Origin of the sequence: Curtobacterium sp. MCLR17_007, from assembly GCF_003234655.2 — a bacterium.
Lineage (GTDB): Bacteria > Actinomycetota > Actinomycetes > Actinomycetales > Microbacteriaceae > Curtobacterium.
The window spans coordinates 3,650,657-3,676,620 of sequence record NZ_CP126271.1; the positions used below are offsets into that span (position 1 = coordinate 3,650,657).

Annotated in this window: 33 protein-coding genes and 1 pseudogene; 18 read left to right on the forward strand and 16 right to left on the reverse strand. The window is 71.7% G+C overall.

The genetic code is table 11. The features are described 5' to 3' along the window. Position 1: 1 nt before the first annotated feature. From DEJ13_RS17335 to DEJ13_RS17350, 4 genes are all read left to right on the forward strand, one after another. A complete protein-coding gene (locus tag DEJ13_RS17335; RefSeq protein WP_111106069.1) occupies positions 2 to 2,728 on the forward strand; it encodes an AAA family ATPase in 2,727 nt (908 codons plus the stop codon). 135 nt (positions 2,729 to 2,863) lie between these two features. Then, complete coding sequence (locus DEJ13_RS17340) at positions 2,864 to 3,580, forward strand: alpha/beta fold hydrolase (RefSeq protein ID WP_111106070.1); 717 nt, start codon at positions 2,864 to 2,866, stop codon at positions 3,578 to 3,580. A gap of 46 nt (positions 3,581 to 3,626) precedes the next feature. Next, positions 3,627 to 4,463 (forward strand): alpha/beta fold hydrolase, encoded by an 837-nt coding sequence (locus tag DEJ13_RS17345; protein WP_111106071.1) that lies wholly within the window; start codon positions 3,627 to 3,629, stop codon positions 4,461 to 4,463. A 157-nt stretch (positions 4,464 to 4,620) separates the two neighbouring features. Beyond that, positions 4,621 to 5,517 (forward strand): helix-turn-helix transcriptional regulator, encoded by an 897-nt coding sequence (locus DEJ13_RS17350; protein ID WP_111106072.1) that lies wholly within the window; start codon positions 4,621 to 4,623, stop codon positions 5,515 to 5,517. A 103-nt stretch (positions 5,518 to 5,620) separates the two neighbouring features. Here the strand turns inward: DEJ13_RS17350 and DEJ13_RS17355 are convergent, their stop codons facing one another. Next, positions 5,621 to 6,166 carry an FAD-dependent monooxygenase gene (locus DEJ13_RS17355; RefSeq protein ID WP_111106073.1) on the reverse strand — a complete coding sequence of 182 codons (546 nt, stop codon included), beginning with the start codon at positions 6,164 to 6,166 and terminating at the stop codon, positions 5,621 to 5,623. 146 nt (positions 6,167 to 6,312) lie between these two features. Next, a pseudogene (locus DEJ13_RS18155) lies at positions 6,313 to 6,789 on the reverse strand (FAD-dependent monooxygenase); the annotation flags it as partial. A gap of 110 nt (positions 6,790 to 6,899) precedes the next feature. Here DEJ13_RS18155 and DEJ13_RS17365 point away from each other — a divergent pair. Next, positions 6,900 to 7,559, forward strand: coding sequence for a TetR/AcrR family transcriptional regulator (locus DEJ13_RS17365; protein ID WP_111106074.1), 660 nt, complete (start codon positions 6,900 to 6,902; stop codon positions 7,557 to 7,559). A gap of 9 nt (positions 7,560 to 7,568) precedes the next feature. Next, positions 7,569 to 8,333 (forward strand): SDR family oxidoreductase, encoded by a 765-nt coding sequence (locus DEJ13_RS17370; protein ID WP_111106075.1) that lies wholly within the window; start codon positions 7,569 to 7,571, stop codon positions 8,331 to 8,333. A gap of 31 nt (positions 8,334 to 8,364) precedes the next feature. Here DEJ13_RS17370 and DEJ13_RS17375 read toward each other — a convergent pair whose 3' ends face one another. Then, positions 8,365 to 9,240, reverse strand: coding sequence for a cyclase family protein (locus DEJ13_RS17375; RefSeq protein ID WP_111106076.1), 876 nt, complete (start codon positions 9,238 to 9,240; stop codon positions 8,365 to 8,367). A gap of 134 nt (positions 9,241 to 9,374) precedes the next feature. Between DEJ13_RS17375 and DEJ13_RS17380 the strand changes: the two genes are divergently transcribed. The 6 genes from DEJ13_RS17380 to DEJ13_RS17405 are packed head-to-tail and all read left to right on the forward strand — an operon-like array spanning position 9,375 to position 13,999. Next, positions 9,375 to 9,860, forward strand: a complete 486-nt coding sequence (locus DEJ13_RS17380) for a MarR family winged helix-turn-helix transcriptional regulator (protein ID WP_111106077.1) — start codon at positions 9,375 to 9,377, stop codon at positions 9,858 to 9,860. 9 nt (positions 9,861 to 9,869) lie between these two features. Next, the gene (locus DEJ13_RS17385; protein ID WP_111106078.1) at positions 9,870 to 10,604 is read left to right on the forward strand and encodes a DUF4129 domain-containing protein; all 735 of its coding nucleotides are present in this window, start codon (positions 9,870 to 9,872) and stop codon (positions 10,602 to 10,604) included. After that, complete coding sequence (locus tag DEJ13_RS17390; protein ID WP_146245172.1) at positions 10,601 to 11,092, forward strand: hypothetical protein; 492 nt, start codon at positions 10,601 to 10,603, stop codon at positions 11,090 to 11,092. Before DEJ13_RS17385 ends, DEJ13_RS17390 begins: the two co-directional genes overlap by 4 nt. A 23-nt stretch (positions 11,093 to 11,115) precedes the next feature. After that, positions 11,116 to 12,141 carry an AAA family ATPase gene (locus DEJ13_RS17395; RefSeq protein ID WP_111106179.1) on the forward strand — a complete coding sequence of 342 codons (1,026 nt, stop codon included), beginning with the start codon at positions 11,116 to 11,118 and terminating at the stop codon, positions 12,139 to 12,141. Then, the gene (locus DEJ13_RS17400; protein WP_111106080.1) at positions 12,138 to 13,466 is read left to right on the forward strand and encodes a DUF58 domain-containing protein; all 1,329 of its coding nucleotides are present in this window, start codon (positions 12,138 to 12,140) and stop codon (positions 13,464 to 13,466) included. Before DEJ13_RS17395 ends, DEJ13_RS17400 begins: the two co-directional genes overlap by 4 nt. Then, the gene (locus tag DEJ13_RS17405) at positions 13,463 to 13,999 is read left to right on the forward strand and encodes a hypothetical protein (protein ID WP_111106081.1); all 537 of its coding nucleotides are present in this window, start codon (positions 13,463 to 13,465) and stop codon (positions 13,997 to 13,999) included. Before DEJ13_RS17400 ends, DEJ13_RS17405 begins: the two co-directional genes overlap by 4 nt. Before the next feature lie 10 nt (positions 14,000 to 14,009). On the opposite strand, the gene DEJ13_RS17410 is transcribed toward DEJ13_RS17405, so the two are convergent. Then, positions 14,010 to 14,573 carry a GNAT family N-acetyltransferase gene (locus tag DEJ13_RS17410; protein ID WP_181436941.1) on the reverse strand — a complete coding sequence of 188 codons (564 nt, stop codon included), beginning with the start codon at positions 14,571 to 14,573 and terminating at the stop codon, positions 14,010 to 14,012. Between the two features lie 110 nt (positions 14,574 to 14,683). On the opposite strand from DEJ13_RS17410, the gene DEJ13_RS17415 reads away from it, so the two are divergent. From DEJ13_RS17415 to DEJ13_RS17425, 3 genes are read left to right on the forward strand one after another with little or no spacing between them, the layout of a single operon-like run. Then, positions 14,684 to 14,914 (forward strand): hypothetical protein, encoded by a 231-nt coding sequence (locus DEJ13_RS17415; RefSeq protein ID WP_111106083.1) that lies wholly within the window; start codon positions 14,684 to 14,686, stop codon positions 14,912 to 14,914. Positions 14,915 to 14,931: 17 nt separating this feature from the next. Next, positions 14,932 to 15,720, forward strand: coding sequence for a hypothetical protein (locus DEJ13_RS17420; protein ID WP_111106084.1), 789 nt, complete (start codon positions 14,932 to 14,934; stop codon positions 15,718 to 15,720). 3 nt (positions 15,721 to 15,723) lie between these two features. Next, a complete protein-coding gene (locus DEJ13_RS17425; RefSeq protein WP_220037552.1) occupies positions 15,724 to 16,047 on the forward strand; it encodes a hypothetical protein in 324 nt (107 codons plus the stop codon). 172 nt (positions 16,048 to 16,219) lie between these two features. Here DEJ13_RS17425 and DEJ13_RS17430 read toward each other — a convergent pair whose 3' ends face one another. After that, positions 16,220 to 16,960 (reverse strand): SDR family oxidoreductase, encoded by a 741-nt coding sequence (locus DEJ13_RS17430; RefSeq protein WP_111106085.1) that lies wholly within the window; start codon positions 16,958 to 16,960, stop codon positions 16,220 to 16,222. Positions 16,961 to 17,097: 137 nt separating this feature from the next. Here DEJ13_RS17430 and DEJ13_RS17435 point away from each other — a divergent pair, with 137 nt between their 5' ends. Next, complete coding sequence (locus tag DEJ13_RS17435) at positions 17,098 to 17,940, forward strand: helix-turn-helix transcriptional regulator (protein ID WP_111106086.1); 843 nt, start codon at positions 17,098 to 17,100, stop codon at positions 17,938 to 17,940. Positions 17,941 to 17,967: 27 nt separating this feature from the next. Here the strand turns inward: DEJ13_RS17435 and DEJ13_RS17440 are convergent, their stop codons facing one another. The 4 genes from DEJ13_RS17440 to DEJ13_RS17455 form a co-directional block, all read right to left on the reverse strand. Beyond that, the gene (locus tag DEJ13_RS17440) at positions 17,968 to 18,282 is read right to left on the reverse strand and encodes a DMT family transporter (RefSeq protein ID WP_111106087.1); all 315 of its coding nucleotides are present in this window, start codon (positions 18,280 to 18,282) and stop codon (positions 17,968 to 17,970) included. Beyond that, entirely contained in the window at positions 18,282 to 18,629 is a 348-nt protein-coding gene (locus DEJ13_RS17445; protein WP_111106088.1) for a DMT family transporter, read from the reverse strand. The genes DEJ13_RS17440 and DEJ13_RS17445 overlap by 1 nt, the downstream gene beginning before the upstream one ends. Beyond that, complete coding sequence (locus DEJ13_RS17450) at positions 18,626 to 19,240, reverse strand: TetR/AcrR family transcriptional regulator (RefSeq protein WP_111106089.1); 615 nt, start codon at positions 19,238 to 19,240, stop codon at positions 18,626 to 18,628. The genes DEJ13_RS17445 and DEJ13_RS17450 overlap by 4 nt, the downstream gene beginning before the upstream one ends. Before the next feature lie 96 nt (positions 19,241 to 19,336). After that, positions 19,337 to 19,948 carry a hypothetical protein gene (locus DEJ13_RS17455; protein WP_258374028.1) on the reverse strand — a complete coding sequence of 204 codons (612 nt, stop codon included), beginning with the start codon at positions 19,946 to 19,948 and terminating at the stop codon, positions 19,337 to 19,339. A gap of 178 nt (positions 19,949 to 20,126) precedes the next feature. Here DEJ13_RS17455 and DEJ13_RS17460 point away from each other — a divergent pair, with 178 nt between their 5' ends. Then, on the forward strand, positions 20,127 to 21,278 hold the full coding sequence (locus DEJ13_RS17460) for an SGNH/GDSL hydrolase family protein (RefSeq protein ID WP_349815045.1): 1,152 nt from the start codon (positions 20,127 to 20,129) through the stop codon (positions 21,276 to 21,278). A gap of 161 nt (positions 21,279 to 21,439) precedes the next feature. Here DEJ13_RS17460 and DEJ13_RS17465 read toward each other — a convergent pair whose 3' ends face one another. Then, positions 21,440 to 22,156 (reverse strand): CPBP family intramembrane glutamic endopeptidase, encoded by a 717-nt coding sequence (locus DEJ13_RS17465; protein ID WP_111106092.1) that lies wholly within the window; start codon positions 22,154 to 22,156, stop codon positions 21,440 to 21,442. 65 nt (positions 22,157 to 22,221) lie between these two features. Next, positions 22,222 to 22,917: a stage II sporulation protein M gene (locus tag DEJ13_RS17470; RefSeq protein ID WP_111106093.1), complete on the reverse strand. Its 696-nt coding sequence runs from the start codon at positions 22,915 to 22,917 to the stop codon at positions 22,222 to 22,224. A 183-nt stretch (positions 22,918 to 23,100) separates the two neighbouring features. Here DEJ13_RS17470 and DEJ13_RS17475 point away from each other — a divergent pair, with 183 nt between their 5' ends. Continuing rightward, positions 23,101 to 23,706, forward strand: coding sequence for a TetR/AcrR family transcriptional regulator (locus tag DEJ13_RS17475; RefSeq protein WP_111106094.1), 606 nt, complete (start codon positions 23,101 to 23,103; stop codon positions 23,704 to 23,706). Positions 23,707 to 23,759: 53 nt separating this feature from the next. On the opposite strand, the gene DEJ13_RS17480 is transcribed toward DEJ13_RS17475, so the two are convergent. Genes DEJ13_RS17480 through DEJ13_RS17495 form a run of 5 tightly spaced genes read right to left on the reverse strand, consistent with a single transcriptional unit; the run spans position 23,760 to position 25,838 of the window. Next, entirely contained in the window at positions 23,760 to 24,185 is a 426-nt protein-coding gene (locus DEJ13_RS17480) for a VOC family protein (RefSeq protein ID WP_111106095.1), read from the reverse strand. 45 nt (positions 24,186 to 24,230) lie between these two features. Next, a complete protein-coding gene (locus DEJ13_RS17485; RefSeq protein WP_111106096.1) occupies positions 24,231 to 25,139 on the reverse strand; it encodes a S66 peptidase family protein in 909 nt (302 codons plus the stop codon). A gap of 57 nt (positions 25,140 to 25,196) precedes the next feature. Further along, positions 25,197 to 25,475, reverse strand: coding sequence for an ASCH domain-containing protein (locus DEJ13_RS17490; protein WP_181436950.1), 279 nt, complete (start codon positions 25,473 to 25,475; stop codon positions 25,197 to 25,199). Beyond that, entirely contained in the window at positions 25,370 to 25,618 is a 249-nt protein-coding gene (locus DEJ13_RS18160) for an FAD-dependent oxidoreductase (protein ID WP_111106097.1), read from the reverse strand. Before DEJ13_RS18160 ends, DEJ13_RS17490 begins: the two co-directional genes overlap by 106 nt. Positions 25,619 to 25,628: 10 nt before the next feature. Continuing rightward, entirely contained in the window at positions 25,629 to 25,838 is a 210-nt protein-coding gene (locus DEJ13_RS17495) for a hypothetical protein (RefSeq protein ID WP_111106098.1), read from the reverse strand. Positions 25,839 to 25,964: the final 126 nt, after the last annotated feature.

Below are 25,964 nucleotides of genomic sequence, written 5' to 3' on the forward strand. Positions count from 1 at the left end.
GATGGCGCAGCCCGTCATCGGGCGTGAGCGGGAGACGGCCGTCCTCCGGGATGCCGTCCGCGACGTCGCCGGCGGCGGATCCGCGTTCGTGGTGGACGGTGAAGCGGGCATCGGGAAGTCATCGCTCGTCGCCGCGGTCGTCGCGGACGCGAGCAGCCACGGTCTCCGGGTCCTCACGACCACCGGCACCCTGGCCGAGTCCGCCGAGCCGTACACCGCGCTCCACCTGCTCCTGTACCCGCTCCGCGACGGCATCGGGGACCTCCCGGCACCGCAGCGGCAGGCGTTGGAGGTGGTGTTCGGGCGCACGTCGGGCGACCAGCCCTCGCCGCTGCTCGCGGGACTCGCAGCCCTCACGTTGCTCTCCGACGCTGCCGCCGCTCATCCGCTCCTGGTCGTCGCCGAGGACCTGCACTGGGTCGACGCGCCCTCCGAGTGGGCACTCCGGATGCTGGCCCGTCGCGTCGGTGAGGACCCGGTCGTCATGGTCATGACCACGCGGGACACCGCAACTGCGCAGGACCCCGGTCTCCGACGTCTGCACCTCGCCCCGCTCGATGATTCGGCTGCCGACGAACTGCTCGAAACCGTGCCGGGAGCGCCGCGGGGGCCGGCGCGACGCGACCTCGTACTCCGAGCCGAGGGCAACCCGCTGGCGCTGCACGAACTCGGCCGGTCGGCATCCGGGGGACGGCCCCGAGAGCGCCCGGTCGTCGGTCGGGTCGAGCAGGAGTTCGCCGATCGGTACGCGGAGCTGGACCAGACCGTCCGGTTGGCGATCCTCGCCGTGGCACTGTCTGGCGGGACCAGCGCAGAGGAGGCGGCCCGGGTCGCCGCACGGGCCATCGGGCGGTTCCCGACGCCGACGTGGACCGAGCAGGCCTCGGCATCGTCGCTGCTCGAGTGGGCCGCGCCACGCGGGATCCGCTTCCGGCACCCGCTCGTGCAGTCAGCAGTCCTGTCGGCGTCGTCACCGACGGAGCGGACCGCGGTCCTGCGGTCCCTCGTGCTCGAACACGAGGACGACCCGGCGCGCACGGTCTGGTGGCGCGCCGAGCTCGCCACCGGTCACGACGATCCCCTGGCCGAGGAGATCACCGCGCTCGGCGTCGGACGGACGGCGATGTCCGACCCCCTCGTCGCGAGCCGGGCGTACGAACGAGCGGCCGAGCTCTCGTCGGACGTCGCCGCGCGGGTCGAGCGGCGCATCGTCGCGGCCGAGCTCGCGGGGCTGTCCGGCCGGGTGTCGGAAGCGGCGCTCCTCGTGCAGCGAGCGCGCGAGGAGGCCCCGGACCCGCTGCTCGCGGCGCGCGCGGCCTGGGTCGCCGAGACCCTGCCGACCGGCCGGACGGGGCTCGCCCTGGGCGACCTCGGCCCGGCTCTCCACGCCGTGTCCGCGATGCAGGCAGCTGGCGGGGTCGAACACGCCACCGCCGCGTTGCTGCACCTGGCCGCGATCGCCTGGGACCACACCACCGAGGCGGACCCCGGCGACCCCATGCTCGTCGTCGTCGAGGCCCTCGGGCTCCCGGACGACGACCCGCGGTCGATCCTGCTGGCGGCCCGGACCGAGCCGGTGGCCCGGGGCGACCAGGTCATGGAACGTGCACTCGCCGCGGCACCGCACGCCGACGACGAGGAGTCCGCCTGGCTGCTCGGCTACGCCCTCAACCTGGTCGGGGAGATCGAGACCGCCCGTGTCCTGCTCGACCGAGCCCTCGCGAGCATGCAGGCACGCGGGGAACTGCGGACGTTCCCCCAGGCGCTCATGGGGACCTCCTTCACCACCTCGCTCGCCGGGGACGTCGCACGGGCGCGCGCCCTCGCGGGACAGGCCGTGGCGCTCGGCGGTGACCTGGGCGATCCGGGCTTCTCCGCTGCGGCGCGGTGCGCGCTCGCCTGGTTCGACGCACTCGACGGGGAACTGCCCGACCTCGAGCGGATCACCGGTGGGACCGAGGCGGGCGCGCAGGTGCTCCGCTCCAGCGCCATGCGCGCGACGGTCCTCGGCGCCGAGGGGGCGGCGCACCTGGTCTCCGGTCGGGCGACGGAGGCCCTGGAGCGCCTCCGGTGTCTGCTCGACCCGGACCACGACGCCCACAACCCGTCGTTCGCGGTGCTGACCTCCCACGACTTCGTCGACGCCGCACTGGAGTCGGGCAACCGGGCGGACGCCGAGCAGCGGTTGGCCGACCTCGAGGGGCTCCACGCGCGCTGGCACACGCCCATGGTGCGGACGGCGGTCGACTACGCCCGGCTCGCACTCATCGCCGACGACGAACTCGAGTCGGCATGGGCGACCCTGCAGCACGAACGCTGGCCGATGCCCTACCTGCAGGCCCGCGCGCTCCTCCGACTCGGGCGCCGCCTGCGTCGGGCCGGCCGGAACGACGTCGCCCGCGCCGCACTCCACGCCGCCCAGGAACGGTTCCGGGCGATGCCCGCGCCGGCATGGGAGGAGCACACGCGCGACGCCCTCCGGGCCGCCGGGGAGCGCCTGCCGACGGCCCGGCGCCGCAGCGTCGAGCTGCTGACCCCGCAGGAGTTCCGCGTCTGCACGCTCGCGGCGCGGGGCATGAGCAACCGGGCCATCGGCGAGCACCTCTTCGTCTCGCCCCGGACGGTGGGTGCGCACCTCTACGCCGCGTTCCAGAAGCTCGGGATCTCGACCCGGCAGCAGCTGCCGGCAGTCCTCGCGACCGACGGCGGGCAGGCGGCGGACGACTAGGTCATCCGGCGGCAGATCTCGGTCACCACGACCGATGTGCACCGGTGGTGCCGGTCCGTACCGTCACGAGCGGACCGACACCCACCCACCGACGCAGGTTCGGGCCACCGGCTCCGGACCAGAAAGGACCGCGCCATGCCCGGATCCCCCACCATCGTCCTCGTCCACGGGGCGTTCGCCGACGCCTCCAGCTGGGCTCCCGTCACGAGGCTCCTGCTCGACCAGGGCCACCAGGTCCTCGTCCCGCCGGTGTTCAACCGCAGCCTGTCCGGCGACGCGGCGTACATCCGGTCGTTCGTCGAGCAGATCGACGGACCGGTCCTGCTCGCCGGGCACTCCTACGGAGGTGCGATCCTCACGGTCGCCGGCGTCGCGGAGAACGTCGTCGGCCTGGTGTTCGTCGCCGCGTACGCACTCGAAGAGGGTGAGAGCCTCGGTGCGCTCCAGGGCGGCTTCCCCGACAGCGACCTCGCCGGGGCCCTCGTGTACTCGCCGTACCCGGTCGACGGCGCCGAACCCGGCACGGACGTCTCCGTTGCCGTCGACCGCTTCCCGGCGGTCTTCGCGGGCGGCCTCGACCCGGCGCGCGCGGAGGTCCTCGCGGTCTCGCAGCGTCCGCTGTCCGCGGTCGCGTTCGGCGAGCCGGCCTCCGCGGCAGCGTGGAAGACGAAGCCGTCCTGGGGCATCGTCTCGAGCGCCGACCACACCATCAACCCGGACGTCGAGCGCTTCGGCTACCAGCGGGCCGGGGTCCGCAGGGTCGTCGAGCTCGATGCGCCGCACCTGGTGATGCAGACCCACCCCGCCGAGGTCGCAGCGGTCATCACCGACGCGATCACCGAACTCGGCTGACCCACCACACCGATCCAGACCCGACGACCATCCAGAGGAGAACGACATGGGATTCGTGACCACCGACGACGGTGCAGAGATCTACTTCAAGGACTGGGGCAGCCCCGACGCCCAGCCGATCGTGTTCCACCACGGGTGGCCGCTGTCGTCCGACGACTGGGACGCGCAGATGCTGTACTTCCTGGCCGAGGGGTTCCGCGTGGTCGCCTCGGACCGACGGGGCCACGGGCGCTCGTCGCAGATCGGCACCGGGCACGACATGGACCACTACGCCAGCGACGTCTCGGCCGTCGTCGAGCACCTCGACCTGCACGACGCCGTCCACGTCGGCCACTCGACCGGCGGTGGCCAGGTCGCCCGCTACGTCGCCCGGTACGGCCAGCCGCAGGGCCGGGTCGCCAAGGCCGTCCTCGTGTCCGCCGTCCCGCCGCTCATGGTCAAGACCGAGGCCAACCCCGAGGGCACCGACATCTCGGTGTTCGACGGCTTCCGACAGGCGCTGGCTGCGAACCGCGCCGAGTTCTTCCAGGCGGTGGCCTCCGGCCCGTTCTACGGCTTCAACCGTCCGGGCGCGACGACGTCGCAGCCGGTGGTCGACAACTGGTGGCGACAGGGCATGACGGGCAGCGCACTCGCGCACTACGAGGGCATCAAGGCGTTCTCGGAGACGGACCAGACCGAGGACCTGCAGGCCATCACCGTGCCCGTCCTGGTCCTGCAGGGCGACGACGACCAGGTGGTGCCGTACAAGGACGCCTCCCTGAAGCAGGCGGAACTCCTCAGCGACGCGACGCTCAAGGTCTACGAGGGCTACCCGCACGGCATGCTGACGACGCACGCCGACGTCATCAACCCCGACATCCTGGCGTTCATCCGCGGCTGACGTGGACGACGCTGCGTCCGCAGCGGACCGGACTGGAGGCCCGGTGCGGGTGAGCTGACCGGCTCACCGGCACCGGGCCTCCAGTCCGTCCGGCTGCGACCAACGGGTGTCCTGGCAGAGCATCCCTCGTTCCCACCTCGACTCGTAGGGTCGGCTCATGACCACGAACCGCGACGACGTCAAGGACTTCCTCGTCAGCCGCCGTGCCCGGGTGCGTCCGGAACACGTCGGCCTGCCGGCGGGGCCGAACCGTCGGGTCGCCGGGCTGCGCCGCGGCGAGGTCGCGGTGCTCGCCGACGTCAGCGTGGAGTACTACTCCCGACTCGAGCGCGGCAACCTCTCCGGGGTCTCCGACAGCGTGCTGCACGCCGTCGCGGACGCGCTGCTGCTCGACGACGCCGAACGCGACCACCTGTTCGACCTCGCCCGCGCCGCGAACGCCTCCCCGGTGCGCGGCCTCCGACGCTCCAGCACGCCGAAGACACTCCGTATCGGCCTGCAGTACGCTCTCGATGCCTTCACGGGCGGACCGGCGTTCATCCGGAACGACCGACTCGACATCCTGGGAGCGAACGCGCTGGGGCGGGCCCTGTACGCCGACCTCTTCCGCAGGGCGGCACGCCCGAACCTGGCCCGCGCCGCGTTCCTCGACCGCGACTGGGCCGACGCGTTCTACCCGAACTGGGACCTCGCTGCGGACCAGAGCGTCGCGATCCTCCGCGCCGCCGCCGGCCACGACCCCCACGACCGGGACCTGCAGGACCTGATCGGCGAGCTCTCGACGCTGAGCCCGGAGTTCCGGGCGAAGTGGGGCGCGCACGACGTCCGCCGGCACGCCACCGGGGAGAAGCACTTCGTGCACCCGGTCGTCGGTGCGCTCGACCTGTTCTTCGAGGGCTCGCGGCTGATGAGCGACCCGAGCCTGAGCTTCCTCGTGTACACGGCGGAGCCCGGCTCGCCGACCGCCGACGCGCTCCGGCTGCTCGGGTCCCTGGACGCCACCGACCGGCTGGCGGCCGAAGCCGACGACAGCAGGGCGCACGCGGACACGTGATCCCGGGCCGCGGTCGCGACGACCTGTCGGACGGGAGGCCCGGTACCAGCTGGCACCGGACCTCCCGTCCGACACATGGTCTGGACCCGCGTCGCGGCTCGTGTCAGACCGCCGGCATCCCCCCGAGCAGTTGCGCGTTGCGCGCCGCGATCGCCTCGGCGGTGTCCGGGAAGATCATCGGCAGCCCGAACTGCTCGGTCTCCTTCTGGATCTTCTCGGCGGTCGGTCGGAACGCGCGCTCGTACTCTGCGAAGGCGCGTTCGATGTCACCGTCGGTGGCGAGGAACGCGTCGTACAGGGCCGTCGCGCCCAGGATCGCGACCGACCCGCCCATCCCGGCCGCCGGAGACGGGCAGTACGCCGCGTCGCCGACGAGCGCGACCCGGCCGGAGGACCACCGCGGCAGCCGGTTCTGGCTGAGCTTGTCGAAGTAGAAGTTGTCGGCGGTGAGCGCCGGCTCGACCAGCCCGGTGAAGGGCTTGCCCGCGTCGGCGAACCGCTCGCGGATGATCTGCTTCTGCTGGTCGACGTCGTGGTGGTCGTACCGGATCTCGTGGTCGGCGTGGAACACGAAGACGACGCGGTGGTGTCCTCGTAGGAGTTGAGCAGCAGCGTCCGTCCCGGGGTGTTCTGGATCCGTGAGGTCCACGGCGGGATCACCGTGCCGTCAACGATCGTGACGGACGTGTAGTGGTGCAGGAAGTGGCTGTGGTCCGCCTCGGGCCCGAACCGGAGTCGACGCACGCCGGAGTGGTTGCCGTCGCAACCGAGCACCATCGTGAAGTCCCGCGTCGCTCCGGTACGGAAGGCCGCGCGGACGCCGCCGGGGACGTCGGTGAGTTCGGTGATCGCGTCGTCGAAGACCACCTCGACGGTGCCCTCGGCCTCGGCCCACAGCACGGCGAGCAGGTCGTCGCGGTGGACCTCGACGTCGTCGTACCGGTGTACCTCGTAGTCGTCGATGACGAGCGTCCCGCTCGTGTCCTCCGGTTCCATTGCGGCGATCGGTGTGCCGTCGACGTCCGCGAACTCGGTCCGACGCGGTGGGAGCGCCCTGGCCCGGACGGCGGGGAGCACCCCCATGCGGTCGAAGATCGTCATCGCGTCGTTCCGCAGGTCAACCGGCGTGCCGCCCTTGCGCAGTCCGGGGGCGTTCTCGACGACGGTGACCCGGTAGCCCAGGCGCTGCATCCAGATCGCCGTCGTGAGGCCGGCGAAGCTCGCTCCGGAGACGAGCACCGTCCCAGGCTGGTCGTTCGTGGTGGTGTCCATGCCGTGCTCGCTTCCCACCCGGTCATCGGGTGATTCTTGTAGTGACTCCAACTTGCTGGACGGTACCACGGAAAGTTGGAGTGACCACAAGTTCGTGCGAGGATCGTCCCATGACGACGGCAACCAGCCTGCGCGAGCGGAAGAAGCAGGAGACACGAGGACGTCTGGCGACGGTCGCAGCCCGGCTGTTCGCGGAGCACGGCTACGACGCCGTGTCGATGTCCGACGTTGCGCGGGCGGCGGGCGTCGCCGACCAGACGGTCTACAACTACTTCCCGACCAAGCCCGACCTGGTCCTCGACCGGGCCGACCAGATGCTCGAACGGTCGTGTCGTGCGGTTGCCGAGCGGGATCCGTCTCTGACGCCGGCCGACGCGCTCCGGGACCAGGTGCACGACGACATCGATCGGTTCCTGGCTCGGGACCCGTTCCTGGCACGCGGGGAGTACCCGACGCAGTCCGTGGTGAGCGACGCACTCCGCCGCTACGCGCTGCAGTTCCGGCACGCCCAGGCGGCGGCGATCGCGGCGACCATCCGCGAGACCGACCCGGAGATCAACGAGCTCGTCGCCTTGGCGCACGCGACCGTCCTGGTCACGGTGATCCAGACCGTCACCGACCGGATCGGCGCGGTGGAGCTGTCCGACGCCGACCTGCCGGCGCTCGCCCGCGAACTCCACGAGGACGCCGAGGCCACGCTCGCCGACGCTGCCGAGAACTTCCGGGCGACGAAGGCGCGTGCCGTCGCAGGGGCTCGACGGCCGCGGTAACGTGCGGTCGTGACTGACAGCAACGGACACGGACCGCACCCGAAGGTCGCCGTCGTGACGGGTGGTGGCAGCGGCATCGGCAGGTCCGCAGCGCTCGCCCTGGCCGACGACGGCTGGACGGTCGTCATCGCCGGACGCCGAGCCGGACCGCTCGCCGAGGTCGCCGCGGACTCGACCCGGATCGTCCCGATCGTCGCGGACGTCTCCGTCGAGCCCGACGTCCAGCAGCTGTTCGACCAGACCGTGGAGCGCTTCGGCCGCGTCGACCTGCTCTTCAACAACGCCGGTGTCGGCGCACCCGCCACGCAGTTCGACGAGCTGGCCCTGGAGACGTGGAACACCGTGATGGCGACGACGCTGACCGGCTCGTTCCTGTGCGCCCGTGCGGCGTTCCGGGTGATGCGGTCGCAGGACCCGCAGGGCGGCCGGATCATCAACAACGGTTCGATCTCCGCGCACGCACCGCGCCCGCTCTCGGCGCCGTACACGGTGGCGAAGCACGCCGTGGCCGGTCTCACGAAACAGCTCCAGCTCGACGGACGACCGTTCGGCATCGCGTGCGGCCAGATCGACATCGGCAACGCGGTCACCCCGATGACCGCCGGCGGCGGGGGCGGGACACTGCAGGCCGACGGCTCGGTGCGACCCGAAGCGACGATCGACGTCGGCGAGACCGGGCGCGCGATCCGCTACATGGCCGGCCTGCCGGACGGGGTGAACGTGCCGAACCTGACGATCATGCCGACCACGATGCCGTTCGTCGGACGCGGCTGACCCGCTGCGACCCGTCCGGCTCGGGCGTCGGTCAGAAGATCGCCTGGGGGTTCACGGGCACTCCGGTGAGCCCGTTGATGCGGGGTGGGGCGACGCTGAGCAGGAAGGTGTGCCGGCCGAGCTCGGCACAGGTCGCGGCGAGGTCGTCGGTGGCGACGCTGTCGATCAGGGGCATGCCCAGCCGGGCCAACCCCACCATGTGCATCGGCATGGGCATCGCCGGGTCGCTCGGCGGGAACGAGTCGCTGACGTCGCCGGCGTACAGGGCGACCCCGTGGTCGCGCATCCATGCGACCGCGTCGACGGTCATGCCCGGCGCCTGGACCTCGGCGTCCCAGCTGAAGCCCCAGCCGCTCCGCACGACGACCGCGTCACCGGGCAGGACCTCGACGCCCGCGCGTGCCTGTGCCGCGTCCAGGTCCGCGGCGGTGACGGGGTGCGCGGCCGGCAGTCGACCGTCGGGCGCCAGGTCGAGCAGGACCCCCCGCGTGACGATCCCCGCGGCGAAGGCGGTCGTCGAGCCGTGCCGGACACCGCCCGCCGTGACCGCGTCCTCGAGCGGTCGGCCGGGGTAGACGGTGCCGTCGATCGGCATGTGGGCGAACGCGTCCACGTGCGTCAGCGCCGGGTGGTGCGGCGTGACGACCAGCACCTCGGACATGCCCATGGGCGGTGTGCCGGTGTACAGCAGTGCCTGCTGCACCGGCGGCGACGGCGGAGCCGGAGGCGCGAACGGCCCTCCGAGCATCGAGGCCGGCTCGACCGGGTAGGCGAGGGACACGCTCGTGCCGACCCGGACCTCCCGGGCTGCGCGCGCACGCGCGGCGTCGTCGATCAGGTTCAGGGTGCCGAGTTCATCGTCGGCGCCCCAGCGGCCGCGGTCGTCGGGGAGTTCGGAAGCGGTCATGGTCTGTGTCCTGTCGGTTCGACGGCGGGCGGGTGGGTGGTGCACACTCCAGGGAGGACCTGCAGTAGCAGGTTCCTGCACCCTAGTCCTACAAACAGGTCCCTGCTTGTGGGAAGGACGACGAGGAGGCCCACATGGACACCGACGAACGCTCCGGCCTCGACTCCGTGCTGGGCTGGAACGCAGTGAAGGTGGCACGCATCATCGGGTCCCAGATCACCGCGGGGATGGCCGAGCACGACCTGAGCCTGGTGCAGTTCGGCGTGCTGTCATGCCTGGCCGACGGCGCCCAGCTGACGTCAGCGGAGATCGCGCGTGCGGTCTTCGTCCGCCCGCAGACCATGTCCGACGTGCTCGACGGCATGGAGCGACGCGGTCTGGTCCGACGCGTGGGTGTCCGGGCACGGGGGCGCAGGAACCCGGCGGAGATCACCCCGGCCGGTAGGGCTGCCCTGGACGCGGCACAGGCCGTGGCGCTGGCGACGAACGACCTCAGTGCCTTCGGCCTGGACGCGTCGGCGAGCGCGCAGTTGAACGCACTCCTGCTCGCCGTGATCAGCGGAGCCGAGGCGGCGGGTCGTGACGAGCACCCGGGACGGCCCGACGGGGCCTCGGGGTAGCGTGGCGCCATGGCGAACGACGACGGTCCGCATCACGGGGGCTTCCCGTTCGTGCCGGTCGTCGCCTTCGCGCTCGGCGGTCTCGTCGTCGTCGCAGCGGCACTCGGCGCTCGGCCCGTCATGACCGGTGCCCGGTGGTCCCCGCCCATCGGCCAGGCCACGGCACCCCCGCCGCTCCGGGTCACCTCGGACCAAGCCACCGTCGCGCCGCAGCGGTCCGGGACGCAGGCGGCGCAGCACGTGGACACCTCGTGGCTCCTCGTCGTCGCCGCGGTCGTCGTCGCCGTGCTCGTGGTCCTGGCGGTGCTGTACGTCCTCCGCCACCGGCGTCGCCGTGCTCGCCCGGAGCGGATCGACGTCGCCGGACTCGCTGTCGACGTGACGGCCGATCCCACGGCCGAGGTCGGGCTTCAGCACATCCGCCGTGGCCTCGCCCGTGCGCTCGCGGTGCTGTCCGACCCGCGCGACCCGTCCGACGCCGTCACTGCGGCGTGGGTCGGGCTACAGGAGTCCGCGGAGGACGCCGGGTTCCAGCGAGGCTCCGCGGAGACGCCGACCGAGTTCACCACGCGCATCCTCCGGCAGCTCGACGTCGACGAGACCGCCCTCGGCACCCTCCGTCGGTGCTACCTGGCGGTGCGGTTCGGCGGTGCACCGGCCACCGAGGCGGACGTCGACGCGGTCCGCGCCGCCCTGCGCACGCTGGAGCAGCAGTGGGCCGCGGCACCGACGGGCCGATCGTGAAGGCCCGCGTCACCGGCGTCGTGGTGGTCGCCGTGGTGGCGGCCGGCATCGTCTGGTTCTTCGGTGTCGGCATCCTGCTGTCCCTCGCCGTCGGGGGCGCGTTCGCCGCGGTGGGGCTGACGTGGGCCGCGGTCCGTGACGGTCCCTCGTTGGCCTGGCCCGTGCCTCCCGTCCGGTCCGCACCCGGCGCCCGACGCGACCTGTCCGAGATCGCCTGGACGCTCCGGTCCCACGGCGGCGTGCCGGAGCGGGCGCTCGGCCGCGTCCGCGCGGTCGCACGGCACCGCCTGCGCACGCTCCACCGACTCGACCTGGACGACCTGGACGACCGCACCGCGATCGAGGCGCTCCTGCCGCCGGCCGTCGTCGCCGTGCTGCGGAGCGAACGGCGGCCCGAGCTCGACCTCGCCGCCTTCGGCTCCGTCCTGACCGCCGTCGAGGCGCTCGCCCCCGACACCGACCGCACCGCGACCGAGAGGCAGCCGTGACCCAGACCGAGACCGCGCCCCCGATGCCCATCGCCGACGTCGCCGCACGGGCGCGTGACGTCCTCGACACCGTCGGCGCCGTCGTCGTCGGGATGCGGGAGCCGCTCGCCCTGGCGTTCGCGAGCATCCTGGCGGGCGGCCACGTGCTCTTCGAGGACGTCCCCGGCCTCGGCAAGACCCTCGCCGCACGCAGCCTGGCCGCGGCGTGCGGACTCGACTTCCGCCGGCTCCAGTGCACCCCGGACCTGCTGCCCGCCGACATCACCGGGTCGTTCGTCTACGCCCCGGCCACGGCCGAGTTCGTCTTCCGGCCGGGACCCGTCTTCACCGGGATGTTCCTGGCTGACGAGATCAACCGGACGTCGCCGAAGACGCAGTCGGCGCTGCTCGAGGCGATGGCGGAGGGGCAGGTCACGGTCGAGGGCGAGGGCTTCCCGCTCCCGCGGCCGTTCCACGTCATCGCGACGTCGAACCCGATCGAGTACGAGGGAACGTACGCGCTGCCGGAGGCCCAGCTCGACCGCTTCATGGTGCGGCTCTCCGTCGGGTACCCGTCCCGCGACGGCGAGCACCGCGTGCTGCTCAACCGGATCGCCCGACGGCACGAGGTCGCCGAGGTCCCGGCCGTCGTCAGCGCCCCCGAGATGCTGCGCATGCAGGCGAGCGTCGAGGGCGTGCACGTCGACGAGGACATCGCCCTGTACTGCGTCGACCTCGCGGGTGCGACGCGGACCCACCGTGACGTGCAGGTCGGGGCGTCGCCGCGCGGAGCGCAGGCGCTCATGCTCGTGGGTCGCGCACGCGCGGTCATGGACGGGCGGGACTTCGTCACCCCGGAGGACGTCAAGACCGCCGCGGTCGCCGTGCTCGCGCACCGCATCTCGCTGACGCCGCAGGCGTGGGCGAACGGGGTGGACCCGGCCGGGATCGTCCGGGGGATCGTCGCGCAGGTGGCCGGGCCTCCGGTGGTGGGCGCCGGTGCGTCCGGCGCGTCCCGGACGTCTGGTGCTTCCGGTGCTTCCGGTGCTTCCGGCCTGGAGGCTCGGTGAGCGTTCCCGACCCGGCTCCCGCCCGCCCCGCGGCCGGGCCCGACGTCACACCGTTCTGGGTGCGCAGTCCGGCGCTGGTGTTCGGGGTCGCCGGCGGCGTGTTCCTCGCCGGCCTCGCGCTGGTGCTGGGGCGCCCCGAGCTCGCCGTGGTGGCCCTCCCGGTGCTCGTCACCGCCGGGTTCGGTGCGGGTCGGCGTCTCGGCGGCGAGCAGGTCCGGGTGGTCGCGACGCTCGCCCCGTCCGACTCGGGTCGCGGCGTCGGGTACCGGACGCAGGTGACCCTGCCGCCGTCCGCCGAGGCCGTCGCCCTCGAACTCCGCGTGGCGGGTGACCGACGGCACGTCGTCGTGGTCGATCGCCGGACCGCGGCGCAGCTCGCCGGCACCGTCCCGGTGTCGCACTCCGGACCGCAGGAGATCCTGCGGACGCACCTCTCGCTCCTCGAACGCGGCGGCACCGCGGTGTCGGTGCCGGCGGCGGGCCCGATCCGGTCGGCGGTCGTCCCCCCGCCGCACCTGCGCATGCAGCACCTGCCGATGCCGCGGCGCGTGACGGGCATCACGGGCGCGCACGACTCCGCGCGCTCGGGCGACGGCGGCGAGTTCCGCGACGTCGCGCTGTTCGCGCCCGGGGACCGTCTGCGACGCATCGACTGGCGGCGCACCGCACGGCGTGCCGAGCGGCCCGGGGACCTGTACGTGCGGCGCACCTTCGCCACCGCGGACGCCCTCGTCGTCCTGGTCATCGACGGCCGCGACGACCTCGCCTCCGACGTCACGACGTGGGGCGGCTCCCGCCACGACACGTCCGAGGCGACGTCCCTCGACGTCGCACGCGAGGCCGCCGTCTCCCTCGCGACCGCGTACATCGGCGCCGGTGACCGGGTCGGTCTGCGCTCCCTGGCCGGCACCGCACGCTCGGTCGAACCCGGCGGCGGCACACGGCACCTGGAGCGGCTCCGCTCGACGATCGCCTCGGTCATCCCGACCGGCGACGCGACGACGGCAGCGCGAATGCCCCTCGTGCCGGCCGCGTCGCTCGTGGTCGTCCTGTCGACGTTCCTCGACGACCAGGCCGCGACGATGGCGATGACGTGGGCGGCCACCGGGCACCGGGTCGTCGCGGTGGACGTCCTCCCGACCCCGGACGTGACCGGGGTCAGCAAGCAGGAGCGCACCGCGTTCCGGCTCATCGCGCTCGAGCGCCAGGACCGGCTCGCCGAGATGGCGGCCACCGGCGTCGAGCAGATCCGTTGGCAGACGGGCGACGGTGACTCCCCGGCCGTGCAGCTCCGGCTGCTCAGTCGTCCTCGGCGGGCCGGATGAGCGTCGGCTCGCGCGCGGAGCGGACCGGGTCGCCGGCGATCGGACCGGCGGTCCCCGCATGGTCGATCGGGGCACTCGGCCTGGTCGCGGGGCTCGTCGGGTCGGTCGTCGTGATCGGGGCGAGCGGGTGGCTCGTCGTCGCCGCCGTCCTCGCCGTGGCCGCCGCCGTCCTGCCCCGCGGTCCGTTCGCCGCCCTGCTCGTGGTGCAGCTCGCGATCGCCGGGATCGGCGGGTCGAACCTGGCCGTGCTCGTCCTCACGACGCACCTGGTCCTCGCCACGAGCTTGCTCTGGGCGTGGACGCCCCGGACCGCGCGGGTGCAGCTCCGGGCGCTCGTGCCGTCGGCGCTGCGGTTCGTCGTGGTGCAGGTCGGGGTGCAGGCGGTGGCGTTCGTGGTGGTCGGGTTGTTCGGCGACGCCGGACAGGTCGGGGGCGTCTGGCTGGCGGTCGCTGGCGCGGTCGGGCTCCTCGCACTGGCGCTCGGGCTGTTCGTGCCGCGGTTGCTGCACGTCGGGGACGACGTCGGGCGCTGAGCCGCTGGGTCTACGCCCGCAGCTCTCGCGCGAAGGTGCTGTACACCGTCGGGTCGCCCGCAGCGTCCGTCTCGGCGAGCGCGGCGATGTCCCCGAGGTGGATGAACCCGCTGTTCCGCGCGACGGCGATCGAGGCCGGATTGCCGAGCTCAGCGCGGATGACGGCACGACGTCCGGCCCCGATGCGCGCGAGGTGGGCACAGACGAGCTGGACGGCCGCGGTCGCAACTCCCCGTCCCCGCGCCCAGGGGTGGACCGAGTACGCGACATTGACGTCGCCGGGTTCTGGCATGTCGCCGGCATCCGGGTCGAAGTCGATGTAGCCCGCGAGCTCGCCATCGAGCAGCACGCCGAACCCGCGCTTGCCGCCCTCGCAGCGCTCGTTCGCGCTGAGCATCGCGAAGTGGCGACGGGTGGACTCGGTCGTGCCACGCCGGCCGCTCAACCACCGGACGGTTGCATCGTCCTCGCCCGCGTTGTGGGCCGCCACGTCGGCGTCCGTCAGCGCACGCAGTGACACTCGCCCGTCCGCAAGTGGTCGGGTCGTTCCGGGGCTCTGCTGTTCGTCGTCCACACCGTCACTCTTCCATCTGACGAACTGCTGGTTGTTGACCGCCGCTTGCTGCTTGATTGGAGGGCATGCGGCCCAACCCGGAACACTCGAGCCAGCGGCGTCGGAGGCCCATGGTGATCCTGCTCGGAGTCGTTGCGGCTGCTCTCTGGGTCGTCGCGGTCGCGCTCCCGATCCTGGTCCTCGTGCTCATCGGCGGCCTCCCCGGTGATGACCCGGCACATACGCAGCGGTCCCTCGTGATCGCATCCGGTGCGTTCGTGACCGTCGCGCTCCTAGCGATCGCGGCGACGATCGGCTTCGTCGTCCTGCGACGAGCACAAGACCGCGACCACGACTCCTGACGACGTATGGTCGAGCGATGTCTGACTTCGACGACGGTCGTTCACTTCCGGAGTCGCTCTGTCTGGTCGCGACCTGTCACGACCCGCTCGGACGGTTCGCAGCAGAGATCGAGAACGCCCGGCCTGCGCTCACGCAGGTGTTCAGTGCCGTCGCAGTGAACGTCACCGCTGAAACGCATCCCACGACCATTGCGGCGCTGCAGGATCTGCCCGTACCGCTGGCCCTCGACGAGCACGGTGCCGGAACGATCGGGATCGGGACGGCGCGGAAAGACGCGCTCGCCCTCGGGCTGCGCAGCGGCTGCGGGTGGCTGTTCCACTCCGACCTCGACCACGTCCTCCGGTGGCTGGCCGACGCACGAGACGAGGTGGAGTGCACGCTCGCACGACGCGACGCCGACTTCCTGGTCGTCGGACGCTCCGCGGTGGCGATGGACGCCGCTCCGGATCGGCTCCGCCGGACGGAGGAGGTCGTGAACCACGTGTACGGGCTCGCGAACGGCCTCACGCAACGGTGGGACCTGATGATCGCCATGCGACTGATGACCCGCGACACCGCACGGCTGATCATCGACCACACTCACGACGCGGCGATCACGAACGATGTGACCTGGCCGATGCTGGTCAGCGCACTCGGATCCAGCGTCGGGTACGCCGAGGCCGACGGGATCCGGTTCTTGGCCCGCGATGACTTCGATGACGTCGACCGTCGTGACGAGGACCCACGGGAATGGCGGGCGCGCATGGACACCGCGACCGCCCACGTCACAGCGATCGTCGACTTCGGCGGAGACGGTACGGTGTGAGCCGTGCCCGCAGAGGAATGGACCATCAACCACTTCTCGCAGAGCAATCCGACCGGCGAGGACCAGGGTGACGTCCCCGCTCTCCTCCGCCGCGTCGCCGACAGCATCGAAGCACTGGGCGATGTCGACGTGCAGGACGTCACCTTCTCCTCCGGGGTCGCTGACACGGAAGACGACCTGACGATGACGGTGTACTTCCACCGACAACCGCGCCGTCGCTCGGGAGCGAGTCCGTCCGTGCCCGAGCTCGACCAGGAACACCCCGGCGGCGATCAGGGCGATCCCGTCGAGCATGAGCCCCGTCAGAGAAGAGCAACGAGGCGTTGAACCCGGCCGTCTTCCTCGAGGAGACCCGGGCTACTACGTCATGTCGGGCTTCACCCCAGCCCGCGCACACGGGTTCCGGTCGCCGTCCGTGACACTGGTGTACCCGGAAGCCTTCTGGGCCACGGACACCGTCGGACTCCGATGACCCCCGCCGTTGTGCGTGCCGGGCGGATCAGCGACCGGGGAGCGTGTCCAGCGACCGCGAGCGCTGCTCGAGCAGCTCGGCGTAGGTGCCGTCCCGCTCGGCCCAGCGGAGCGGCTGCGCCCGCTCGACGACGATCTCGTGCGGTGTCGGGTCCTGCGAGAGCAGGCCGAGCACCTCGTCGAGGAACGCGTCCAGAGGCAGTGCGTTCGGGTTCACCTTCTCCTGCCCGGCCGTCGCCACCGCCGGCGGGACGAGTTCGGTGACACCGACGCCCGTTCCGGCGAGGTGGGCGCGGAGCGACTCGCTGTAGGCGTGGACGGCGGCCTTCGACGCGCCGTAGGTCGGCATGAGCGGGAACGGCATGAACCCGATGCCGGAGGTGACCGTGAGGAAGTCGCCACGGCCGTGGCCGATGAGGTGCGGTGTGAACGCGTCGAGCACGCGGATGGTGCCGAGCAGGTTGACGTCGATCGTGGACTGCGCCTGCGCGAAGTGCGCCGGGTCGCGCAGGTCCTCGAGGATCATCACGCCGGACATCGTCACGACCAGGTCGAGGTCCGGGTGCTCCGCGAGCACCTCGTCCCGGGCCCGGAGGACCGACTCGGCGTCGGTGACGTCGATGGACACGGTCTCGAGGTCGTCGACCCGGCTGGTGTCGCGCCCGCCGACGACGACGGTGGAGCCGGCGTCCGCGAATCGGCGCGCGAGCCCGCGGCCGATGCCGGAGGTCCCTCCGACGATGAGGACGGTGCGGTCGGTGATGTCCATGTCAGGCTCCCTGGTGCTGTCTGGTGGTCGGTACATCACGATGGTGCGGCGAGCGCCTCCGCCCGGGAAGGACCCCCGTGGTCCAGGGCACTGACGGGGCACCCCCTCCCGGCGCTGCGGCTCACTAGCGTGAGGCCATGGACGAATCACCCGCGGCGAACCGGCTCGGCGACTACCTGCAGGCACGACGTGGTCTCGTCACGCCGGAGCAGGTCGGCCTCCCGACGGCGAAGAACCGGCGGGTCACGGGCCTCCGCCGCGAGGAAGTGGCGCTGCTGGCCGGGATCAGCCTCGACTACTACCTCCGCCTGGAGCGAGGGCGCGACCACAACCCCTCCTCGCAGGTCCTGGAATCACTGGCACGGGTGCTGCAGCTCGATGACGTCGAGACGGAGTACCTCATCGGTCTGGGCGCGCACCGGCCCCGGTCTCGCCGACGTCATCGTCCCGAGGAGCGCGTCCCCGCACGCCTGCACCACCTCCTCGCTGCGCTCGAGGTCCCCGCGTTCATCGAGGGACGCTCCTTCGACGTCCTCGCCTCGAACGACATGGCAACGGTGTTCTCGCCGCGTCTTGCGCCGGGGCACAATCGGCTCCGATCGCTCCTGCTCGACGAGGAGGAGCGTGCGTTCCAGGACGACTGGGAGCGCGCGACCGTCGATGCGATCGCGTCGTTCCGGCACCTCGTCGGCGATGACGTCACCGACACCCGGGCGATCGAGATCGTCGGCGAACTGTCCATGGCGAGCGCCCGGTTCCGCACCATCTGGGCCCGCCAGGACGTCCGCCGACTCGCGGGGAACTCGACCGTCGTGCACCACCCGTCCGTCGGGACGATGCAGATGCACCGCGAGAAGCTGCCCGTGGACGGTCTGATGCTCGTCGTCTACTACCCGGACGCCGACAGCGACAGTGCCGAGAAGCTCCGGCTGCTGGCCACCCTCTCCGCCGACCGTCACGCCAGGTCGACGGAGGCATGAGCGGCGTCTCCATCCGCAGCGGACGCGTCAGTGCCCGAGCTCGACCAGGAACACGCCGGCCACGATCAGGGCGATCCCACCGAGCATGAGCCCCGTCAGCGGTTCGCGGAAGAGCACCCGACCCAGGATCGCCGTCAGTGCGACCCCGGTCGCCGCCCAGATCCCGTAGGCGACGCCGATCGGCAGGCCGAGCGTCAGGGCCACCGCGAGCAAGCTGAACGCGATGAGGTAGCCCGCGACGACGGGGACGAAGAACACCTTCTTGCCGTCGGTGGCGAGTTTGAGGCTGATCGTCGCGCCGACCTCGGTGACGATCGCGACCGCGAGCAGGACCCAGGCCATCAGCGGACCTGCCGCTTCCGTGCGGCCAGAGCGCGTTGCGACCCGATCTCGACCAGCAGCACCCCGGCAGCGATCAACGCGATCCCGATGACCATCGTGACCGTCAGCGCCTGCCCGAACAGCACGGCGGCGAGCACCGCGGTCAGGGCGACACCGGACGCGCCCCAGATGCCGTAGGCGACCCCGACCGCCATGCCCGCCCGGAGCACCAGGATCAGCATCGCGAACGCGGCGACGTACCCGACGGCGACGAGCACGTACCAGCCGGGCTGGTCGACGGCAGCCTGCATCGAGAGCGCTGCCGTGACCTCGGCGACGATCGCCGTGCCGAGGAACACCCACTTCATGCGCCGCTCCCGTCGGCCAGGGACGCGATCGCCCGTGCTGCGGCCAGGACAGTGGCCTCCGCCGCAGCGTCGTCGCGGTCAGCGAGCCACGTCGATCCGATGCCGTCGGCCGTGGCGATGAGCAGTCGGACGACCTGGTCGACGGGGATGGTCCACCGGATGTCGTCCTCGGCGGTCCACGCCTCGACCTGCGCACGGACGGCAGCGAGGTACGCATCCTGCTCCCAGGCCGCGAGGTCCTGCAGGTCCGGGTCACGACGCGAGTACGTGACGAGCTCGACCAGGGCGAGTGCAGTCGCTGGGTCGCTGCGCGTCTGCGCGAGGTGGGCCGACAGGCCGGAGGCGATCCGGGCCTCCAGGCCGAGCGGGGTGACCGGGGGGGCGAACGCGACCGCCATCGCGGTGCGCAGCTGTCGTTCGAGCACGGCGTGGAAGAGCGGCGCCTTGCCCGCGAAGCAGTAGTGGAAGGCGCCGTGCGGCAGCCCGGCACGGGCGGTGACCGCGCGGGTGGTCACCGCAGCGATCCCGCCGTCGCGCAGGACGGCGATCGCGGCGTCGACGAGCTGGTCGCGCCGTTCCTCGACGCTGCGGTGCTCTTGCTGGAGGGTCATGCGAGGACCCTAGCGCCACACTTGGCCAGTTGGCCAAGTATGGGCTGACGATCACCTCTGTGTCGTCGCGTCGACGACGCACCATGCCCCTCGAGGTCAGCTGGCGAGTTCGTCGATCCAACTGGATCGCATCCGCAGGGCGCGCTCGGTGCTCCCCATGACCGCGCCGAGCCCGACGAGCACGTTCAGGTGCAGTGGCAACCGCACCGGCGAGGTGAAGGTCCCGACCGCGTCGGCGACGGGTGGGATCTGCGAGATCGTCTCGACGAGCTGGGGTACCGCGACACCGAGGCCGCCGGCCACGAGCGCGATCGAGACGAGCCCGATGCTGCGACTCACGGTCGGGTGGTCCCGGTGCAGACGGGCACGACGGCCCTCCGCCGACGCGGGGTCGGGTGCGAGCTGTCGCTCGGTACCGTCCTGGCTGACGTGGTGGCAGCGCTTCAGCCCGAAGCCGTTGATCGCGACTTCGATGCGACCATCCGGCACGGTGAACACGGCTGGCATCGTGGAGTACGACCGCAGCGCGCCGTCGACGAAGAGCCTGGCTCGCACCGCACCATCGCGTGCGTCACCCCCGTGCCGGACGTCGATCGTGTAGGTCGAGGCCGTTCCGTCCGGGCCGGCGATCGTGGTCGAGCGGAGTGACCGGCTGAACATCTGCCACCAGCGGAACCGTCGGAGCGGCTCTCCGGAGCCGGATCGCACGCGCCGACCCCGCAACCCTACGAATCGCATCTCCCACTCCTGACCATGGTTGCTAGTACACCGTGATAGTCCATGCGAAGTGAAGCTAGCACATTGTGATAGAACTTCGAGAGGCTCGTCCGGCTGTCGGGGCACGCTCGTGCCGCACCGGACGACAGCGAGACGGAGGACACGGATGATGAGGACACCAGTGACGGCGGAGCACGTCCATGGAGCCCTCGACGTCGAACGAACGCGATCGGGCGTGCGGCCACACCGACTCCCGACCGGCATCCGGTCGCGTGACGCGGACGCGCAACTGCTGAGCGCCGAGGCACAACCGTCCGGCGTCCGCGTCGTGGTCCGCACGACGGCGCGTCAGGTGGCGCTCGAACTCCGAGCCAGCCGGGTCGTGTACCGCGGCGTACAGCGACCACGCGGAGTCGTGGACGTCGTCGTCGACGGGGGAGCCGTCCGCAGCACTGCCCTCGAGCACGGCGACAGCATCGAGGTCGACCTGTCCACCGGTGCGAGCACCCCGCGCTCTGGGGACGCCGACGTCGTGACCGTGACCGACCTGCAGCCGGGGGAGAAGCAGATCGAGTTCTGGCTGCCGCACAACGAGCAGGTCGAGCTGATCGCGCTGCACACGGACGAGCCCGTCGGGCCGGGTCTGGCAGGCGGACGTGTCTGGGTGCACCACGGCAGCTCGATCAGCCACGGCTCGAACGCGACCCGTCCGACGGGGATCTGGCCGGTCGTCGCAGCTCGCCGGGCCGGTGTGGACCTCATCAACCTCGGCTTCGGCGGCAGTGCCCTCGTTGACCCCTTCATGGCCCGCCTGATCCGCGACACCCCGGCGGACGTCATCAGCCTCAAGCTCGGCATCAACGTGGTCAACCTCGATGCGATGCGCCTGCGGAGCTTCGTCCCGGCGGTCCACGGGTTCCTCGACACGATCCGCGAGGGGCACCCGACGACGCCGCTGCTCCTGGTCTCGCCGATCCACTGCGGCATCCACGAGGACACGCCGGGCCCCGGAGCGTTCGACCCGGAAGCGCTCGCCAGCGGAGTCGTGCGGTTCGTCGCCACCGGTGAGCCGTCGGACGCCGATCAGGGCCGGCTCACGCTGCGGGTCATCCGGGAACAGCTCGCGCAGATCGCCGCAGCTCGCTCGGACGCGGCCCTGCAGGTCCTGGACGGCCGCACGCTCTACGGCCCTGGCGACGCCGAGACGGATCCCCTCCCGGACGCGCTGCACCCGAGTGCGTCGGCGCATCGGATGATGGGGGAGCGCTTCGCCGACATCGCGTTCGGTCCCGGCGGTCCGCTCGCGGAAGTGCCCGCATGACCGCCGCCGGGGGGCGGCGCGGCGCCATGCGGGCTGCCCGCCGCGGGGGGCGGCGTGACGCCATGCGGGCTGCGCGCCGCCGGGGGGCGGCGTGACGCCATGCGGGCTGCGCGCCGCCGGGGGGCGGCGTGACGCCATGCGGGCCGCTCCCCGATGCGTCGTCAGCTGGCGAACTGGAAGGCGATCACCGAGATCACTGACGACGACGCGTTGTTCACCGCGTGGACGACGACACCTGGCCAGACCGATCCGGTCCGCCGGATGAGGAGCGCGGCAGAGACGCCGACGATGAACGCAACGGGCGTGGCGAGGTTGACGCCGTGGGTCAGTCCGAACACCGCTGCGCTCACCAGGGTCGCGACCCAGGCGCCGTAGCGGGTCAGCAGGTTGTGGACGACACCCCGGAAGAAGAACTCCTCGCCGATCGGCGTGAGGACGGCTCCGAGCAGGATCGCGGCCAGGAAACCGAGCACGCCGCTGGTGGCGGCGGAGCGGTAGTCGGTCTGCACATCCTGGGCAGGAGTGGCTGCCGCGACGATGCTGCTGATGGCGACGTTCAACGCGACGACGCCGAGTCCGATGACGAACGCGACGAGGAGCCACTTCGGCGCGACTCGGCGCAGCCCGAACAGTCGTCGGTCGCGACGGCGGAGTGCGATCGCGATGACGGTACCGCCGAGGGGTGCCAGTCCGGACACCGCGTAGAGTGCCAGGCCGCGGGACAGCGCGTCGCCGTCGGGGACCAGGCGGTACAGCGTGATCCCGATCGCGTACAGTGCGACGGTCGCCGCGGCGGCGATCCCGAAGTCCGCCCAGGTCACCCGCGACGGGCGCGCGACGTTCGAGCCGGTGTGCGGTGACGTGTGTGTGGTCGGCATGGTTCCTCACTGGTTCTGTTCGGGGCGCGATGGCCGTGGAGTGGATCGGGTTGGTGTCGGTGCGCTCAGAGGAGCCACTGGCTGAGCGGGTGGATGAAGTAGCGCAGGGAGTACGCCTCCCACACGGCCCCGACGACCAGGAGGGCCACCGCCGGCACCGCGAGGACGCCCGTCGTCCGCAGCCCGGCGACGTACCCGTCCCGTCGTCGTTCGACCCCGGCGGATCGCGGTCGGAGCCAGTACCTGCCGATGAGGAAGGCACCGAGCGCGAAGACGATGTAGGCCTGCAGTTCGATCACGATGGTCAGCGAATGCGGGATCATCGCCACCCACCCCTCACCAGTGGCGGGCACGAGGGTCACCCCGGTCTGGACGAGCCAGTACCCGAAGAACGCCAGTCCGGCGAAGGGGACGATCAGCGACGGCACGACGATGGTGAGCAGGCTGAGGCGGAAGAGGTTCACGGCGAAGATCAGCAGGGCGAACAGCGGCGGCCGGCTCACCACTGACCCGACGAGGTCCGCGGTTCCGTCGTCCTGCAGCGCCGTGGCGCGGTCCTGACTGAGCTGCGGGAACAGCAGCCCCGCGGCGAACCCCAGCACGACGAGTCCGTACGTCGCGACGTTGAGGACGAGGTAGGTCCGGGCGTTCCCCCGGATGACCTCCAGGGGCCGGCGCCAGACCGCCGCACGACCCGGTGGCTCGGAGCGCGGATCCAGACGGTTCGCTGTCGCGCTGTCGTGGTCCGGTGGCTGGCTCATGTGTGATGCTCCTCGTTCTGGCGGTCATGGGTGGGGAGCGTCCTGGGCGTCCCGGGTGGCGAGCGCTGCGTGATCCCGCGATCACGCGGATGTGTCTGGACACTCGGGTGCTAGTACAGTGTGATAGCCCCGAACGAGAAACTAACACAGTGTGCTAGTCAGATAGAAGTGAAGTGACGACTGATGGCCCATCCGAACAGCCCGGACACACGATCGAAGATCCTGATCGCCGCGGCGACGATGCTCGGAGAGGACCCGACAGCACGTCTCACGGTCCGCGCCGTCGCGGCGCACGCCGGTGTGAGCACGGGGTCACTCCGCCACTTCTTCCCGACCCAGCAGCTGTTGCTCGACACGGTCGTCGAGGGGCTCCAGACCGTCGAGATCGCGGACGACCCGATGGCCGACACGTCCAAGAGCCCGGCCGATCGCCTCGAAGCCTGCCTCCGGGTGCTCCTCACGAGCGTCGGCACCGGCGCCGCCGCACGAGAGAACTGGATCGCGATGCACGACGCGTACATCGCGTCTCCCACCCCCGACGAGTCCGGGAACACGTTCCTCGCGATGGAGCGCCTGGGCATCGGCCGCGTCGAGCGCTGGCTGGACGTGTTGCGGCAGGAGGGCGTCGGGATCGCCGTCGACCTCGAACAGGCAGCGCGGTTCCTGCTCACCGTCGTCAACGGCCTCGCCCTGGACCGCGCGTTGCCCGGAGCGAGCGCACGCATCCCGTTCGAGGAGCGGTCACTCCGACTCGCCGTCGACGCGGTCCTGGTTGCAGGGGCCAGCTGAGGTCGCGCGCGCGATCGCGGATGCCGGGGAGGGGAAACGGTCGCAGTGACGGATCACGAACCGCTGGTACCGCCAGCCACCACGAAGATGCAGAACGGGTGGCCGGCCGGATCGGCGAGGACCCACAGCGCCTCCTCCGGGTCAGCGCTCCGGTCCTCGAGGACCGTGGCGCCCAGCGCGACAGCCCGCGCCCGCTGCTGCTCGAGCTCAGCCAGGTCCGCGACGCTGAAGTCGAGATGCAGCTGCTGGCGGACCGGCCCGTCCGGCCAGGTCACCCGAGGCAGCTCGTCCACCCGTTGCACCGTGACGTCCACCCCCTCGGAGGTGCTGATCGCGACCCAGTCCGCCCGGTCGTCCGAACCGTCGACGGGAGGCTCGTCACCAGCCCGGTACTCGCCACCCAGCAGGGCGATCCAGAACGCGGCGAGCGCTCGCGCGTCCTCGGCGTCGAGCACGATCTGTCGCAGATGCAGCGTCATCACCGCAGGCTAGGCCGGAAGTGCTCGGAGCGTCGCAGGACGGGATCAGACTCCGGATGGCGACTCCACGGTCAGTCGACCGCGGTCGACGTCGAGGACCGCGCGTGTGCCGAGGGGCACGGTGACGAGGTCCTCGACGTGACCAAGAGGAAGCCCACCCAGTACCGGCACGCCGAGCGCGTCGAAGTGGTCGCGCAGGGTGTCGACGACGGTCCAGCCGCGGTCCTGGTACCCGGCGAACTGGTCGATGCTGCCGAGAGCGACCCCGACGACACCGTCGAGCGCTCCGGAGTACCGGAGCTGCGTCAGAGCGCGGTCGACCATCCCCAGTCCAGCAGCGCGGTTGATCTCGAGCAGCAGGACCGCCCCGGCCAGGTCGAAGTCCACCACCCCGACCGACCGCGCGAGCATCTCGAGGTTGCCACCGGACAGCGGCCCCTCCACGCGGCCCGTCGTCGTGAGCTCGGCCGAGAGTGCGGCGGCATCCGCGTCGACGACCGTGTCCGCGTCCTCCATCAGGAGTCGCCGGACGTGGTCACCGTGGGTGCCGGCGATCGCACCGTGCAGCGACGGGACGCCGGCAGCGTTCCAGACCTGGTGCAGGGCGGTGACGTCGCTGTACCCGACGAGCATCTTCGGGTCGGCGCGGAGCGCCCGGACGTCGACGTCCGGGACGATGCGGAAGCTGCCGCACCCGCCGGTGGAGGCGATCACGGCACGGACCGTCGGGTCGCGGATCGCGTCGTTGAGGTCCGCCGCACGGTCGACGTCGCTGCCCGCGAGGTAGCCGCGGTGGTCGAGGGCGTGCGGCGCGATGACCGCGCGCAGGCCCCACGCCTCGACCTGTCGAGCGATCCAGGTCGGCACCGACCCCTCTGGCCACGACGCCGGTGAGACGATCGCCACCGTGTCGCCGGCGGTCAAGGTGCGCAGTCGCAGCGTTGTCGCTTCCATGCTCCGGGACCCTAGCCAGCACCCCCGTCACCGCGGAGACGGAGTCGCGTCAGCCGATCAGCGCAGGGACGGCGTGATCGTCAGCTGTGCCACCTCGACCACCGCGTCGGAGGGCATGTCGGGGTAGTAGTTCTCGCGGAGCTGCTGTGCGAAGCGCTGCATGTCGGTTCCTGGCGGCTGATGCGCCTGCTCGGCCGTGAGGGTGTCGAGTCGGTGCTGCCGCACGACGGTCACGACACCGGCGACGTCCTCCGCCGTCGGGTGCTCGTCGAAGACGAAGATCGCCGGCCCCACCGGTGCGCTGGGCTCGGCGGCGTCGGCCCCTTGCCGATCCAAGCGAAGGAGGCTCCACTCGCGCCCGACGCGGGCATGTCCCGTTCGTTCACGGAGACCTGGGCGCCCGCCTTCGCCAGGTGGTACGCGATCGATGCCCCGACGACGACGCGCTTCATGGGGACATCCTCGTCCGCTTCCACCATCAGGCGCGCCTCACCTCCGGCGATGCAGCAGGTTCTGCACGACGCCAGCCCAGAGGACAAGGCCCGAGAAAGCCAGGCCGAGCCCGAGGAGCCACATCGGGAACCCGTGCCGAGAAACCTGGTCCCGCAGCGGCGTCAGGAAGCACACGAGCGCAAGGACCACGAACACGGACGCCACGACGGCGACTGGCACTTCCTTGCCCTCCTTGACGATCACCACGCCCCTCCCTCGTGCGCCGCAGACCCCTGCGTCAGCGACCAACGATCACCACCCCTGCTTGGTGCGAATTGTACCTGCCGGGGTCATCTCGTCACAGAGCCTGCGCAGGGCGGTGCGTGCGAGGTC